The following is a 15,260-nucleotide window of genomic DNA, read 5'->3' on the forward strand; positions in this document are numbered from 1 at the left end:
GGCGGCCCATCATCCGGTTTTCGCCGGGGGCTGGCCGTACGGCAAGATGGGGTGTATCTGCCCACTCACTGATTGCCGGACGGTTTCTCTTGGCTGAGTACATCTACACCATGCGCAAGACGCGCAAGGCGCACGGCGACAAGGTGATCCTCGACGATGTCACCTTGAGCTTCCTTCCTGGCGCGAAGATCGGTGTCGTGGGCCCCAACGGCGCCGGTAAGTCCACGGTGCTGAAGATCATGGCCGGGCTCGAGCAGCCGTCCAACGGTGACGCGTTCCTCTCGCCCGGGTACAGCGTCGGCATCCTGATGCAGGAGCCGCAGCTCGACGAGACGAAGACGGTCCTGGAGAACGTGCAGGACGGCGCCGCCGAGATCATGGGCAAGCTCAAGCGCTTCAACGAGGTCGCCGAGCTCATGGCGACCGACTACTCGGACGCGCTCATGGAGGAGATGGGCAAGCTCCAGGAGGACCTGGACCACGCCAACGCGTGGGACCTGGACGCCCAGCTGGAGCAGGCCATGGACGCGCTGGGCTGCCCGCCCGGCGACTGGCCCGTCGTGAACCTCTCCGGTGGCGAGAAGCGCCGTGTCGCGCTCTGCAAGCTCCTCATCGAGGCGCCCGACCTGCTCCTCCTCGACGAGCCCACCAACCACCTCGACGCCGAGTCCGTGAACTGGCTGGAGCAGCACCTCTCCCAGTACTCCGGCGCTGTCGTCGCGGTCACCCACGACCGGTACTTCCTGGACAACGTCGCCCAGTGGATCCTGGAGCTCGACCGCGGCCGCGCCCACCCCTACGAGGGCAACTACTCCACGTACCTGGAGAAGAAGGCCACGCGCCTCAAGGTCGAGGGCCAGAAGGACGCCAAGCGCGCGAAGCGTCTGAAGGAAGAACTCGAGTGGGTGCGGTCGAACGCCAAGGGGCGTCAGGCCAAGTCCAAGGCGCGTCTGGCGCGCTACGAGGAGATGGCCGCCGAGGCGGACAAGATGCGGAAGCTGGACTTCGAGGAGATCCAGATCCCGCCGGGCCCGCGTCTGGGCTCGATCGTCGTCGAGGTCGAGCACCTGTCGAAGGCGTTCGGCGACAAGGTCCTCGTCGACGACCTCAGCTTCTCGCTGCCGCGCAACGGCATCGTCGGCATCATCGGTCCGAACGGCGCGGGCAAGACCACGCTGTTCAAGATGATCCAGGGCCTGGAGCAGCCGGACTCCGGCAGCATCAAGGTCGGCGACACGGTCAAGGTCAGCTACGTCGACCAGGGCCGCGCCAACATCGACCCGAAGAAGACGCTGTGGGCCGTCGTCTCCGACGAGCTGGACTACATCAACGTCGGTCAGGTCGAGATGCCCTCGCGGGCGTACGTCTCCGCGTTCGGCTTCAAGGGCCCGGACCAGCAGAAGCCGGCCGGTGTGCTCTCCGGTGGTGAGCGCAACCGCCTCAACCTGGCGCTGACCCTCAAGGAGGGCGGCAACCTGCTCCTCCTCGACGAGCCGACGAACGACCTGGACGTCGAGACCCTGTCGTCGCTGGAGAACGCGCTCCTGGAGTTCCCGGGTGCCGCCGTCGTGATCTCCCACGACCGCTGGTTCCTGGACCGAGTCGCCACGCACATCCTGGCGTACGAGGGCGACTCCAAGTGGTACTGGTTCGAGGGCAACTTCGAGTCGTACGAGAAGAACAAGATCGAGCGTCTCGGTCCGGACGCGGCCCGTCCGCACCGCGCCACCTACAAGAAGCTCACCCGGGGCTGAGGCGACCGTGGCTCGACACATATACCAATGCCCGCTCCGCTGGTCGGACATGGACGCCTTCGGGCACGTCAACAACGTCGTCTTCCTGCGGTATCTGGAAGAGGCGCGGATCGACTTCATGTTCCGGCTCGCGCCCGGTGACGGTTCGCCGTCGTTCTCCGGCGGCTCGGTCGTGGCCCGCCACGAGATCGACTACGTACGGCCGTTGGTGCACCGGCACGAGCCGGTCACCATCGAGTCGTGGGTGACGAAGATCGGTGCGGCGTCGCTGACCATCGCGTACGAGATCAAGGACGCGCAGCAGGTGTACGTGCGGGCCTCCACCGTGGTCGTGCCCTTCGACCTGGAGGCGCAGCGACCGCGGCGGATCTCGGCCGAGGAGCGCTCGTTCCTCGAGGAGTACGTGGACGACAGCGCCGGCGGCCCCGACAGTGGCTCGGGGGCGCTCGCCGCATGACCGCGCGGCTCCACTTCGCCGATGCCGGGGAGGCGGCGGACCTCGCCGCCTTCCTGGCCCGGCTGATCCACTACGACAAGGCGGCCGCGGTGCGGCTGCAGGCCGCCGGGGACACGCTCGCCGTGTTCGGGCGGCCGCCGTCGTTCGAGGTGCTCGTCATCCGTACGGCGCGGCTCGCCAAGCCGTACGAGTACGGGCTCGACACCACGCTCGACGTCACCGTCTCCGCGGGCGAGTTCCTGGAACGCGTCGGCGAGTCCGTGGAGTCCGTGGAGATGGCGGGCGTCGCCGACGTCCCGACGGCCGTCACCGGACCGCCGTGGGCGGGCGTGCTGCCGCCGCGCGGCGGCTGGCGGCAGGAACCGGGCCTCCCGGCGCCGGAAGCGATGCGGTCCCTGGTCAAGCGGGCCGTCGCCGAATTCAAGTCGCGGGTCGAGGAGTTGCCGGCCGAGCGGCGCGTGCGCGCCGAACTCGACCGCGTGGGGCGGGAGATCTGGTCCCGGCCCGTCGCCGACACGCAACTGCCGGTACGGGCGGCGCACGCGGCGCAGTCCCTCGGCTTCCTGCGCGGCGACGTGCTGACGCTGCTGTCCTCGGGGCCGTGGCTGCGGCTGCGCACGGCCTACGGGTCCGTCGCGGTGCGCCGCGCCGGTGTCGGCGGGCTCACGGTCACGCCCGCCTGAGGGCGGGCGTGACCGTGGCCCGGAGGACCGCCGCCGTCAGCCCTCGGAGTTGACCATGGATGCGGCGGCGTACGTCAGGTAGTTCCACAGCGTCCGCTCGTGCTCCTCGGAGAGGTCGAGCCGGTCCACCGCGTCGCGCATGTGCTTCAGCCACGCGTCGTGCGCGGCCCTGTCGACCGTGAACGGCGCGTGCCGCATGCGCAGCCGGGGGTGGCCGCGGTTGTCGCTGTACGTGCGGGGGCCGCCCCAGTACTGCATCAGGAAGAGCGCGAGACGCTCCTCGGCGGGCCCGAGGTCCTCCTCCGGGTACATCGGCCGCAGCAGCGGGTCCTCCGCGACCCCCTGGTAGAAGTAGTGCACCAGGCGTCGGAAGGTCTCCTCGCCGCCGACCTGCTCGTAGTAGGTCTGCTCCTGAAGCGTGCCGTGCGGGATATCTTTCACGCGTTCCATGGTCTCAGACGGGGCGGCCGAGTACGGAAGGCTTAGGACCATCCCCGATCATCGCCGATCGCCGGGGCACTGCCGGGAGCGGCGGCGGCGGTTCCGCCACTCGCATCGGAGGCCGCGGCGCAGCACAGTGGACCCATGGAACCCGATCCTGTACTGCTCGCCGAGGCCCGGGCCGGCCTCGTGCGGGAGATCGAGGCGAGCGGGGCCTGGCGGGACGACTCCGCCTGGCGGGCGGCGTTCACCGCCGTCCCGCGGCACCTCTTCGTGCCCTACTACTACGTGGGCGTGAGCGGCGGGTACGAGCGGCTGTGGGGCGAGGACCCCGACGAAGGGCGCCGCACCCGCTGGCTGCGCGGCGCCTACACGGACGCCCCCCTCGCCACCCGCGTGCGGGACGGAGACCTGCTCTCCTCCAGCAGCCAGCCGTCCCTGATGGCGAAGATGCTCGCCGAACTGGACGTACGCCCGGGACACCGCGTCCTGGAGATCGGCGCGGGCACCGGCTACAACGCGGCGCTGCTCGCCCACCGGCTCGGCGACGACCACGTCACGACCGTCGACCTCGACCCGGAGATCACGGAGTCGGCCCGGCAGCACCTGGCGGCCGCCGGGTACCGCCCCGCCGTGGTGACCGGCGACGGCGCGGCCGGCTGCCCCGAGCGGGCGCCCTACGACCGGATCATCGCCACCTGCACCCTGGGCTCGGTGCCGCGGACGTGGCTCGCCCAGTGCAGGCCCGGCGCCCGCATCCTGGCGCCGCTGGCCACCGGACTGATCACGCTGACCGTGCGGGACGCGGAGCACGCCGAAGGGCGCTTCCTGCACACGCCCGCCTACTTCGTACCGCTGCGTGGGGGCGACGCGAGGACCCCGTACGAGCACCACATCGGAGGGCTGCCGCGCAAGGCCCTGCAGAGCGAGCTCTTCCGCTTCCTCCTGGAGCTGACCGCGGGCAGCCTCGATCCGCACGAAGCGCTCGCGCTGTGGCAGCGCGAGGGGCGGCCGGTGCGCGAGCGCTTCGGTGTCACGACGAGCGGGCCGTACGAGTGGGCCTGGCTGGACGACCCCGAAGGGCCGTACGTCTGGCCTCTCTGAACCGGCCCGCCCCCGCTTCCGTCGAGGACAGGTTCTGTCAGTCGCGGCGGATGGTGAGCGTCGTCCATGCGCCCACGTGGACCTGGTCGCCGTCCTGGAGGGGGACGGGCACGAACGGCTGGATGGGCTCCTCGCCGCCGTTGACCGTGGTGCCGTTCGTGGAGTTCTGGTCGACGACCGCCCAGCTGCCGTCCGGCTGCTGCACCAGGATCGCGTGCTGGTGCGAGACGCCCGGGTCCTCCGGCGGCACCGACAGGTCGATGTCCGGGGTGTCACCCGTGGAGTGCCTGCGGCGGCCGATGGTCAGCTGGTTGCCGGCCAGTGGGCGCTGCTGCTCGGGCGAGTACGCGGGCAGGTTGAGGCCCGAGGCCTCGGGGCCGCTGCGCTGCATCATCGCCATGAAGTACTCGCGGTCGGGACCGATCGTCACCGTCCAGGTGCCGGGGCCCTGCGCCTGCTGGGGCGGCTGGGGCTGGAAGGGCTCCTGCGGCTGCTGGAACGGCTCCTGGGGCTGCGGCGGCTGCGGCTGGAACTGCTCCTGCTGGGCCGGGGCCGACGGAGGCGAGATCACCCAGTCGTCGGCGGGCGGCGGAGGGGGCGGCCCCTGCGGGGCGCCGGTCTCCTGCGGGAACGCGGGCGGCGCGGGCGGACCCGGCTGCTGGAACGCCTGCGGGGCGCCGGGGGGCGGGGCCTGACCGGGGCCGGGGCCCTGGGGGCCGTGGCCCTGCGGACCACCCGGACCCTGCGGACCACCCGGACCGGGCTGCCCCGGGAACGGCTGACCGGGACCCTGCGCACCCGGCTGACCGGGGAAGGGCTGACCCGGACCCTGCGGACCGGAACCCTGCGGACCCGGACCCTGACCCTGTTGGCCGCCACCGTTGCCGCTGCCGCCGCCGTTGCCGAACGGCGGGATCGGCTCGGCGGGCCGGTTCATCTGCGAGGGCCGCGAGCCCTGGTACTCGTAACCCGGCGGGGGCTGCTGGAACTGCTGGGCCGGGTTCGGGCCCGGCGGCCTTCCGGGACCGCCGCCGGGACCGCCGTGCGTGCCGGGCAGCGGCGGGTTCGGCGCGGCCGGGGTGTACGACGTCGCCGTGTTCGTCAGGAAGTTCCAGCGGCACTCCTCGCAGAACGGCGCGTTCGCCTCGCGGGGCGTGCGGCACTGCGGGCAGAGCTGGGCCTCGGGAGCCGGATCCGGCACGGCGGCCAGGTGCGGGCGCCCCGGCGCGGGCTGCGGGAAGCCCGGGTCCTGGCCGGGCGGCGGCGGAGGGTAGCCGTACCCGGCCGCGGGCGGCGGCGGGGGCGGCGGAGGCACGGCACCGGCCATGCGGTGACCGCAGACCTCGCACCAGTCATCGGAACCCGACTGGTGTCCGTTCGGGCAGGTCGGCATGTCGGCGCTTCCCCCTCTCCTTCTCCGGCCCGAGGGCCGTACGTACTTGCTGCCGTACTTACTGCTTCTTGACGCGAACAGTCTTCGTGGACCGTGTCTCGAGTGTCATCTCGTCGGCCTCGGCGACCTTCGCCTTCAATCGAACAGTACCTGCCGCGGCGTCCACGACGTCCACCACCTTCGAAAGCAGTTTCGCCGTATCCGCGTTGCCCGAGGCGCTCGCGAGCTGCACCGCGCGGCCCAGTTTGGCCGTCGCCCCGTCGACATCTCCCGATTTGCGGGCATCGAGCCCCTGCTGGATCACCTGGGCCAGTTCCGCCTGGCCCGTGTAGTGCGCGACCTGCGGATTGATCGACGTGGATGCCGCCATGTCGTCCGTCCACACCGCCCGTACCAGCCCCTGCGACAGCGTCTGCGCGCTGCCGTCCTCGTGCGGCACGACCAGCGAGACACGGGCCGCGAGCATCTCCTGGCCGAGCTCGGCGCCCGGCACCTGGACGCAGATGTGATAGTCGCGGGACTCGTCGCCCCAGGACCCCGTCGGATAGTCCCCGGCGCGCGGCCCCGCCTCCGTGCGACGCCCGGTCAACTCCTCGACCGTGGGCGCCACTTGCTTGACGAACTTGATCTCCACGCCCACCGGCGTCCACAGCCGCAGGCTGACGTCGGCGACCTCCTTGCCCATCGCCGTCTCCATCATCTGCGTGAAGTCGGTGGCGAGCGCGGCCGGATCGGCGACGATGTCGGCGGTGCCGAGCAGCGCGGAGGCGATCCCCGTGACCTCCTTCACCTCCCAGTCCGTGCCGACGCCGCGGGCGTCGCAGGTGAAACGGCCCGCGCAGGAGTCGAGGGCGGCCCGCAGGTCCTCGGGCGACTCGTGTTCGTTGCGGCCGTCGGTGAGCAGGATGCCGTGCCGCACCGCCGACGTGGCCACGTCCGCGGAGGTCAGGAGGCGGTCGGCGAGGCGCAGCCAGGTGCCGATCGCCGTGCCGCCGCCCGCGCTCAGCCTGCGCAGCGCCTGCTTGGCCAGCTCACGGGTCTGCGGTCCCGCGACGGCGAGCCGGCCGCCGCCCGGGTAGACCTCCTTGGCGACGTGGGTGCCGCCGATCACCGCGAAGTGCACGCCGTCGCGGAGCGCGTCGATCGCGGCGGCGGTGGCGTCCCGTGCGCCGCGCATCTTCGTCGGCGGGTAGTCCATCGAACCGGAGCAGTCCACCATGATCGCGACGGCGGCGTCCGGGCTCTGGCCCGCCGTGTACAGGTGGGGTGCACCGACCGCGGCGCCGATCGTCCCGCCGCCGGTCGAGGTGACCGTGGCGATGGCGTTGACCTCGCGGCCCCCCTCCGGCAGGTACTCGTTCTGGTAGACGTCCACAGCGAACTGCGGCACGTTCGATTTCGAGAAATTGGCCATGGAACTGCTCCCCCTCAGATCCTCATAACCTCAAGACACATGACCCGCTACGGTCCCCCCGCCGGGTTCTAGGCCGATCCTGCCCCCTGCGGCACGAACGGGAACGGCACGACGGCCACTGTTACGTTGTCGTGGCCCCCGCCGTCCAGCGCGTGGCCGACCAGGACCTGGGCGCTGTGCAGCGGCCGGTCCGCGGCGTCGGCGGGCACCGCGTCGGCCATCTCCTCGACGGCTTCCGCGTAGTTCCACAGACCGTCCGTGCACACCACCACTACACCCGCACGGTCCGGCTTGAAGGAAGCGGTGTGCGGTTCCAGTTCGTACGCGTCCGCGCCGAGCCAGCCCGTGATGGCGTGCGCGCGCTCGTCGGCGTACGCCTCGGCCTCGTTCATCAGGCCCGCGGCGACCATCTGCGCGGCCCACGAGTCGTCCTCGGTCAGGCGCACGGTGGGGCCCTCTCGGTCGTCGGGGACCCAGTAGGCGCGGCTGTCGCCGACCCAGCCGACGACGAGCAGGCCGCCCGCGACGATCGAGCCGACCAGGGTGCAGGCGGGCGCGTTCTGGTGAGGGCTGTGCTCGCGGGCCGACGCGGGTTCGGCGGCGAGCGCGTTGACGGCGTCGGCGGCCGCGAGGATCGCCTCGTGCATCGCCTGCTGGGGGTGCGTGCCGCGCGGGAGCGAGACGAGCAGCGTCTCGTTGGCGGCGCGGGACGCGGCGAGCGAGGCCTCGTCCGGGCGGGTCGCGGAGGAGACGCCGTCGCAGACGATCGCGACGACGGCGGGGGAGCCGTCGGGCAGCGCGGCCGTGGAGATCGCGAAGGCGTCCTCGTTGCGGTGGTGGCGCAGGCCGCGGTCGCTGACGGCGGCGACGGTGTCGAGCTCCTGCTCCATGTGGTCGCGCTCGCGGGGCTGGGCGTGCCCGCAGTTCTCGCAGTACCCGTCCGGGTCGACGCGGCCCGAGCGGCACGCCACGCAGAGCTTGGTGCCCGCGGGGGGCGTGGGGTCGGGCGCGGCCGTGCGGGGGTCGGCGGCGGGCGCGGCGGCGTCGGGGGCGCCCGGCGCGGGCAGCGGGTACTCGTCCGGCTCACCGGACGCGACCGGAGCGACGGAGGCGGCGTCCGGGCGCTCCGCGAGTTCGCCGCCCGCCGAGTCCGTGCCCTGCAGGTCCGTCGGCAGATGCGTCGGCACCGGGGTGTCGGAGCTGTCGACCTCCGGCGCGACCGGCCACTCGGAGGGTTCCCCGTTCCCGGCGGCGGCCCGCACGGACCCGGCGGACCCGTTGGGGGACACGTCCGGCCGCGGTGGCACCGCCGACAGGTCGAACCCGCACGCACCGCAAAACAGGTCACCCGACTCCAGCGGCTCCTCACAGCTGGGGCAGGCAGACAGCTGGGGCATCTGCGACATACTCACACCCACGTCCGGGGGCGGAAACGGTTGGCCCGCTCCACCAGTTCGATCCTCTCCTCGCCACCCTGAGCGAGCCGGGCCAGTGTCCGGTACGAACGCTCCAGGCCGAACCGGAGGCCGCGCTCGTCCAGGTCGCTGCCGAGCAAGACGGCCCGCGTCCCGGGAGTGCCCGGTGGCGCGGAAACGTGACCAGAGTGCCTACCGGAGAGTACCCAGTCGAGCGCCGTCCCCAGAACTTCGGTCGACAGGCGCTCCCTGCGCACCGCGTCGAGCCCGAACCCGGCAAGTGCCTCGATCTGCCCCGCGGCGGCCGTCAGCTCGTCCAGGAAGGCGACGCCCGAAGGGGCTGCCGTGTCCGACGTCATACGGTGACGCAGCCGCGCCCGCACCGCCGCCACCCGGGCCGCGGTGTAGTGGATGGAGGACTCGGGCACCGACTCCAGGGTGCGTACGGAACCGGCCCTGTCGCCGGCCGCGAGCCGCACGCGGGCCAGGCCGAACGCCGCGCTCACATAGCTCGGGTCGGTCGTCCACACCAGGCGGTAGTACTCGGCGGCGTTGTCCAGCTGGCCGAGGACCTCCGCGATGACGCCGAGCGCCAGCTTCGGCGCGGGCTCCCCGGGGAACGCGTCGTAGACCGCGTCGAAGGACAGCGCCGAGTTCTCGAAGTCGCCGGTCGCCAGGGCCGCGACGCCCCGGTACCAGACGACCCGCCAGTCGTCCGGGTGCTGTTGCTCCAGGTCGGCGAGGGCCTGGGCGGCGGGCGCCAGTTCCCCCATGGCGAGCCGGGCGCGCAGGCCGCGCAGCTGGAGTTCCAGGGAGTCCGCGGGCGCCGTGCCGAGGGCGGTGATCAGCTCGGCGGGCGCGGCCGTGATGAGGCCGGCGAGGAACCCGGCGTTCGGGTCGTTCGGGTCCACCAGGGGCACGGGCAGCGCGAGGGCGGTCGCCACGGAGTCGAGCCCCCGGACGATCCCCGCGGTCGAGGTGCTCTCCGGCAGCGCCCTGACGTTCTCCCCGGCGGTGGACTCGGCGCGGACGCCGAGCCGCGACACCTCCCCGGCCAGTTCGGCGAACAGCTCCGTGTCCGGCACCTTCACCTCGGGCCCGAACAGCGTCGAGAGCGCGGGCCGCGGCAGCCCCGACTGGAGCGCCACGACCTCCCGCAGGACACCCGTCAGCTGCTCGGCCATCTCCTGTGCGGAGGCGAACCTGCGGGCCGGGTCGGGGTCCGTGGCGCGGACCAGGAGGCGGTAGAAGGACTCGTACGTCCGGAAGACCTCGATGTTGTCGGGGTCGGGCAGGGAGTCCACGAACACGTTCGTGTAGCCCTGGAAGTCGAAGGTGAGGACCGCGAGGGTGCGGGCCACGGTGTAGAGGTCGGAGGCGACGGAGGGGCCCACGTCGGCGACCTCGGGGGCCTGGTAGCCGACCGTTCCGTAGATCGCTGACTCGTCGTCGTCCATCCTGCGGACCGCGCCCATGTCGATGAGCTTGAGCTGGCCCTCGGTCTGGATGGCGTTGTCGACCTTGAAGTCGCAGTACAGGAGCTTGCGGCTGTGCAGATGACCGAGGGCGTCCAGGGCCTCGATGCCGTACGCGCAGGCCTGCTCGACCGGCAGCGGGTCGCGTCTGCCCTCCGGGGTGCGGCGGCCGTTGGCGATCTCCTTGAGGGACTTGCCGCCGACGTACTCCATGACGATGTACCCGTCCATGGAGCCGGTGCGCTGGTCGAGGTGCTCGACGAAGTTGTAGATGCGGACGATGTTGGAGTGCTCGATCTCCGCGAGGAAGCGCCGCTCGGAGATGGCCGCGGCCATCGCGTCCTGGTCGCCCGTGTCGAGCAGCCCCTTCAGGACCACCCACCGGTCGGACACCGCACGGTCGATGGCCAGATAGACCCAGCCGAGCCCGCCGTGCGCCAGACAGCCCACGACCTCGTACTGGCCGTGCACGATGTCGCCCGGGTGCAGCTTCGGCACGAACGAGTAGGGGTGCCCGCACTTGGTGCAGAACCCCTCCGTGCGGCCGGGGCGTTCGCCCCGCGCGCGGCCCACCGGCGCCCCGCAGTCGGAGCGCGAGCAGAATCGCTTCCGCTCGGGCACCTCGGGGTTCTTCTGCACGGCCTCGCGGGGATCGGGGCGCGGCACGTCCGGCACGGCGACCAGGCCGACGCCGAGCCGCCCCCGCGCCGACGAACCCGTCGCCGAGCCGGAGCTGCGCACCGACACCGAGCGGGACGTCGAACTGCCGGACAGCGAGCGGGAGAGCCGCCCGGACACCGACCTGCGCGAGGACTGCGAGCGCGACGACCGGGACGACGTACGGGAGGACCGCGACGACGACGAGCGGCCGCTGGAGCTTCCCGAGCCCCGCGAGCCCTTGCCGCCGGCCGTAAGACCGGTCGGCGGCGACGAGACGTTGCCGTCCGGCGCGACGACGGGGGCGAGCCCGCACGTGTCGCAGTACAGCTCACCGCCGCCGAAGTCGTCGTAACTGCCGGTGCACTTGGGCCGCTGACATTCACGCCGGCTCATGATTCCCCCGTCCGGTCGGTGGGCCCGCCCTGCTGCGGGACCCTCGGCGCAAGCACTTCGGCGGCGGCCTGCTGATAGCGGAGGACCGCCTGCTCGGCCACCCGGAGATCGCAGGGCGCGCTCCACAGCATCCGGCGGGCCGCGTCGTACCGCTCGACGAGGAGCGGGTCCTCGGCGTGGCCGAGGCGGGCGACCTTCGCCTTGTACGCGTCCAGGCGGCCGCGCAGCTCGGCGCGGACCGCGAGGGGCGCGGTGACGGCGGTCAACGACTCGCGGGCACGCAGCAGTTCGTCCTCCGCCTTCTGCTCCAGGGACTCCAGGAGCGGCGAGAGGCGGTGCCACTGGGCGTGCCTGCGGTACTCCGACGCCATCGCCAGCTGCTCCTGGAGCGCGGTCGGCGGGCCGCTGACAGCGGGCACCTCGGAGGCGGCGATCTTCGCGAGGACCTCGCCGCGCGCGGAGCGTGCCTCCGACAGGGTGCGGTCGGCGCGGGACAGCACGTCGCGGAGCCTGCCGAGGCGCACCTCCGCGTCCTGCCGGACCGTGAGCACCGCCTCGATCTCGCGGCGCACCTCTTCGAGCGCGCGGGCCTCGCGGTCGTAGCGCTCGGTGTGGGGGCGGCCGCCGCCGGGCGCCGAACTGCCCTCCGCGCGCCGCCAGAACGCGAGCGGATCGGAGACCACCTGCTCGCGCAGCGCGGTCAGGGTGCGGGTGATGCGCTCCAGGTCGTCGCCGGAGGGGTGCTCCCCGGGGCGAACGCCCACGGAGTGCGCGAGCTGGCGGGTGCGGTGCAGTTCGGCGGCGAGCAGGTCGATGCGGGCGGGCAGCGCGGACCACACCGCGTCGGCGGCGACGACCATGTCGAGGGAGTCCGCGTACAGGTCGTTCATGCGCGTCACGAGCTCTTCGAGGGTGAAGCGCTCGGTGAGCTTTGCGGGTCCGGTGAGCGAGGGCGACGCACCGGACGAGGAGCCGCCCGCGACGGTCACGGCCTCGCCGCGCAGCAGCTCCGTCAGCTCGACGAGGTCGTCCTTGCTGGGCCAGCGTCTGCGCTCGCGCACGTCGCGTGCGGTGCGCAGGGCGCCCGCGTACGCGTCGAAGTACGCCCACAGGAGGGTGATGCGGGCCTCCGTGGCCGTCCAGCGCTCCTCGGTGACGCCGGTGAGCGCGGCGCCTTCGAGCAGGCGGCGGCCCGCGTGGTCCTGGAGGGCGAGGAGCGAGGTCTCGATCGCCTCGTGCTCGGCGTCGAGCCGCGCCAGCGCACGGTCCACCTCGTCCCGGTCCATCACCGGACCGGGGGGTCCCGCGACGCTCATCGATCACCTCTCCGCTCTGTGTTGCCCCGGGGACTCGGTGGTCGAGGTCCCGTCGTGACTCTCGTAACTCTCCAGTCGTACCAGGTCGGTTGTCGGTTCCGGGTCAGTCCCGGTACTCGGGGGCCGGCGGGCCCGAGGACTTGCCGAGGCCTTCCTTCAGCCACTTGTCGTAGGACTTCTGCCAGCCGCCGTTGTCGCGGTAGTCGTCGAGGACCTTGTTGACCCGGCGGACCAGGTCGTCCGAGCCCTTCTTCATCGCCACGCCGTAGTGCTCGGTGGTGAACGGCTCCTTGCCCTTGAGCTCGACCGTCGGGTCCTGCGCGGCCTGGCCCGCGGCGAGGGCGCTGTCGGTCACCACGGCGTCCACCTCGCCGAGCTGGAGCCGCACCAGGCAGTCCAGCTGGTTGGGCACGGTGGTGGAGATGTCGGCGGAGTAGTTCTTCTTCTTGAGCTCGTCCTCGGCGATGGAGCCGGAGGCGCTGCAGATCTTCTTGCCGGTGAGCGACGGGTCGTACCCCGTGATGTCGGACTTCTTCGGGGCGAGGACCTGCTGGCCCGTCTCGAAGTACCCGGTGGAGAAGTCGACGTCCTTCAGGCGCTCGCAGTTGACGGTCATCGTGCGGACGACCATGTCCACCTGGCCGCTCTGGATCGCGGGGATGCGCTCGTTGGTGGGTATGGCGCGGAAGACGACGGCGTCGCGGTCGCCGAAGATCTCCTCGGCGATCTCGCGCGCGAGGTCGATGTCGAAGCCCTCCAGCTCGCCGCCCTTCTTGTTCGGGTCGCGGTAGCCCCACCGGTAGCTGTTCTGGTCGACGCCGACGATGAGCTTCTTGACTTGGCGGTTCCTGATCTGCTCGATCGTCGGGCCGTCCTTGGAGGAGGGGCTCAGGCTGCGGTCGTTGCAGTCGTCGGCGTCCGCACGCGCGGGCGCCGCCACCGTCGAGCCGGGCCCGCCCCGCTGTACGCCGTCGTCGCCTCTGTCGCCTCTGTCGCCCCTGTCCGGCAGCACCAGGACGAGCGATCCCGCGACGGCGCAGGCGAGGCCCATCGCGCCCACCCCGCCCCAGCCGCGCAGCCTGGCCGTGCCGCGTCGCGTCCGCATCGTCTGCGCGCCCCCTCTCACCTCTGAACCCGTCACCGGCTCCGAACCCCTCACCGGTACTCCGAAAGCCTGCGGCCGATGCCGAGGACGGCGCCCGCCGCGGCGAGGACCGCGAGGACGGCGGCGCCGACGGCGAGCCCGCTCATGGCGCCCCTGCCGTCCTTCGCCGCCTGCTGGAACTCGCGCTGCTCGTGCGCCAGGGCCCGGTCGAGGGCCGCGTCCACGTTGTCGAAGCACTCGCCCGTCGGCTCGTCGGCCTTGGCGCCGATGACCTTGTCGAGCGCCCCCTGATAGTCACCGGAGTCGTCGCTGGAGCGGGCCACCTGGTGGCGGTCCTTCCAGACGCCCACGTTCTTCGCGGCCTCGGCGACGGGGTTCCCGCCCTCCGAGTCGTCGGCGAGGTCGGCGGCCTCGCCGAGCAGACCGCTGTCGGCGCCGCCCAGCTGCTTCATCTGCGCCCGGTAGGCGACGTCGAACTTGTCCTCCGACTTGCCGTCCACCTCGGTGGTCTCGGCGCCGCGGCTGACCAGCGTCAGGTTCTCGTTGCCGCGCGCCTTCAGGGAGCTGATCCGGGCGTCGTTGAGGACGTTCAGGGACCGCACGCCGTTGTCGTACGAGTCGTTGAGACCCGAGCGCGCGAAGGTGTGGCCGACGACGAGCCAGAGCAGCACGACCGTGGCGGCCGCGGTCGCGGCGAGCAGGCCGTGGTTGAACACCCGGTTTGTACGGCGGTAGTTGCGGTGCTGCGCCCAGCCGAGCGCGGCGAGCGCGAGCACGCCGAGGGCGATCGCGAACCAGGGGTACGGCTTGGCGTTGCCGTAGTCGGAGCTGAGCCGTTCGTTCTCCGCCTTGTAGAGCTTCTCGGCGGCCGGGAGCATCTGCGTCTGCATCTTGTCGTTCGCGTACCGCAGATAGGCGCCGCCCAGCGGCAGGCCCTGGCGGTTGCTGGCGCGGGCGCGCTCGATCAGGCCCGTGTACTCGGGAAGCAGCCTGTTCAGCTTGCCGACCGCCGTCGCGGACGACGAGTCGGCGCCCGCGTTCGACGCGGCGGTCGCCAGCTTCTCGGAGGCCCGCTCGATGTCCTTCTCGTACCGCGCGCGGACGGCGGCCGGCTCCTGGCCGCCCGCGAGGAACCCGCTGGACGCCGCGGTGTTGGCGTCGGCCAGTGAGCGGTAGATGGCGGCCGCGTCGGCGCTCAGTGGCTGGCTGCGGCCCAGCACGTCGTCCGCGGCGGCCGAGCGCTCCGTCATCTGCCAGGTGGTGACCGCGCCGAACGCGACGACGAGCAGCGCGAGGACCGCGCCGATGATCCGCAGTCTGCCCGGCTCCGTGGTCGCCGCGGCCCGCACCCGGTCGACACCCTCGGACCAGGCGGTGCGGCGCGGGGCGGCGGGCGGCGCGGCCTGCGCCCCGGGCGCCTGGGGCGGCACGGTGGGCATCGTCGGCGCGGGCCGCCGCGGAGCCTGCGCGGGCACGGCCGGTGCCTGTGCGGGCGGGCCCGACGGCACCGCGCCGCCGTTCGGCGGATGTGTCACCTTGCCTCGACCTCCCCCTCGGTCAACGGACGCTGGTCTCCGCCCGGCGCGCGCGGAGCGGGAAGTGTACGGCCGCAAGTATTGCCGCAGGGACCGACATCCGCACAGGCCTTGA

Annotated in this window: 12 protein-coding genes; 4 read left to right on the forward strand and 8 right to left on the reverse strand. The window is 72.3% G+C overall.

What is annotated here, in order from left to right; translation table 11 throughout:
• Positions 1-89 precede the first annotated feature (89 nt).
• Genes ettA through DEJ48_RS25595 form a run of 3 tightly spaced genes read left to right on the forward strand, consistent with a single transcriptional unit; the run spans position 90 to position 2,894 of the window.
• The gene (gene ettA / locus DEJ48_RS25585; protein WP_150218602.1) at positions 90-1,754 is read left to right on the forward strand and encodes an energy-dependent translational throttle protein EttA; all 1,665 of its coding nucleotides are present in this window, start codon (positions 90-92) and stop codon (positions 1,752-1,754) included.
• Positions 1,755-1,761: 7 nt separating this feature from the next.
• Positions 1,762-2,211 carry an acyl-CoA thioesterase gene (locus DEJ48_RS25590; RefSeq protein WP_150218603.1) on the forward strand — a complete coding sequence of 150 codons (450 nt, stop codon included), beginning with the start codon at positions 1,762-1,764 and terminating at the stop codon, positions 2,209-2,211.
• The gene (locus tag DEJ48_RS25595; RefSeq protein WP_150218604.1) at positions 2,208-2,894 is read left to right on the forward strand and encodes a hypothetical protein; all 687 of its coding nucleotides are present in this window, start codon (positions 2,208-2,210) and stop codon (positions 2,892-2,894) included. Before DEJ48_RS25590 ends, DEJ48_RS25595 begins: the two co-directional genes overlap by 4 nt.
• 36 nt (positions 2,895-2,930) lie before the next feature.
• Here DEJ48_RS25595 and DEJ48_RS25600 read toward each other — a convergent pair whose 3' ends face one another.
• Entirely contained in the window at positions 2,931-3,335 is a 405-nt protein-coding gene (locus tag DEJ48_RS25600; RefSeq protein ID WP_150218605.1) for a globin, read from the reverse strand.
• A gap of 144 nt (positions 3,336-3,479) precedes the next feature.
• Here DEJ48_RS25600 and DEJ48_RS25605 point away from each other — a divergent pair, with 144 nt between their 5' ends.
• Complete coding sequence (locus tag DEJ48_RS25605; protein WP_150218606.1) at positions 3,480-4,439, forward strand: methyltransferase domain-containing protein; 960 nt, start codon at positions 3,480-3,482, stop codon at positions 4,437-4,439.
• 37 nt (positions 4,440-4,476) lie between these two features.
• On the opposite strand, the gene DEJ48_RS25610 is transcribed toward DEJ48_RS25605, so the two are convergent.
• The 7 genes from DEJ48_RS25610 to DEJ48_RS39835 all read right to left on the reverse strand — a co-directional run bounded on the left by DEJ48_RS25610 (position 4,477) and on the right by DEJ48_RS39835 (position 15,145).
• Positions 4,477-5,832, reverse strand: coding sequence for an FHA domain-containing protein (locus DEJ48_RS25610; RefSeq protein ID WP_150218607.1), 1,356 nt, complete (start codon positions 5,830-5,832; stop codon positions 4,477-4,479).
• A 58-nt stretch (positions 5,833-5,890) separates the two neighbouring features.
• Complete coding sequence (locus DEJ48_RS25615) at positions 5,891-7,246, reverse strand: vWA domain-containing protein (protein ID WP_150218608.1); 1,356 nt, start codon at positions 7,244-7,246, stop codon at positions 5,891-5,893.
• 68 nt (positions 7,247-7,314) lie between these two features.
• Positions 7,315-8,652, reverse strand: coding sequence for a PP2C family protein-serine/threonine phosphatase (locus DEJ48_RS25620; protein WP_150218609.1), 1,338 nt, complete (start codon positions 8,650-8,652; stop codon positions 7,315-7,317).
• A 2-nt stretch (positions 8,653-8,654) separates the two neighbouring features.
• Positions 8,655-11,189, reverse strand: coding sequence for a serine/threonine-protein kinase (locus DEJ48_RS25625; protein ID WP_150218610.1), 2,535 nt, complete (start codon positions 11,187-11,189; stop codon positions 8,655-8,657).
• The gene (locus tag DEJ48_RS25630) at positions 11,186-12,505 is read right to left on the reverse strand and encodes a hypothetical protein (RefSeq protein ID WP_150218611.1); all 1,320 of its coding nucleotides are present in this window, start codon (positions 12,503-12,505) and stop codon (positions 11,186-11,188) included. Before DEJ48_RS25630 ends, DEJ48_RS25625 begins: the two co-directional genes overlap by 4 nt.
• A gap of 103 nt (positions 12,506-12,608) precedes the next feature.
• Positions 12,609-13,610 (reverse strand): glutamate ABC transporter substrate-binding protein, encoded by a 1,002-nt coding sequence (locus DEJ48_RS25635; protein ID WP_150218612.1) that lies wholly within the window; start codon positions 13,608-13,610, stop codon positions 12,609-12,611.
• A gap of 50 nt (positions 13,611-13,660) precedes the next feature.
• Entirely contained in the window at positions 13,661-15,145 is a 1,485-nt protein-coding gene (locus DEJ48_RS39835; RefSeq protein WP_411757480.1) for a hypothetical protein, read from the reverse strand.
• Positions 15,146-15,260 lie beyond the last annotated feature (115 nt).

The sequence above is a fragment of the Streptomyces venezuelae genome (assembly GCF_008642315.1).
Lineage (GTDB): Bacteria > Actinomycetota > Actinomycetes > Streptomycetales > Streptomycetaceae > Streptomyces > Streptomyces venezuelae_D.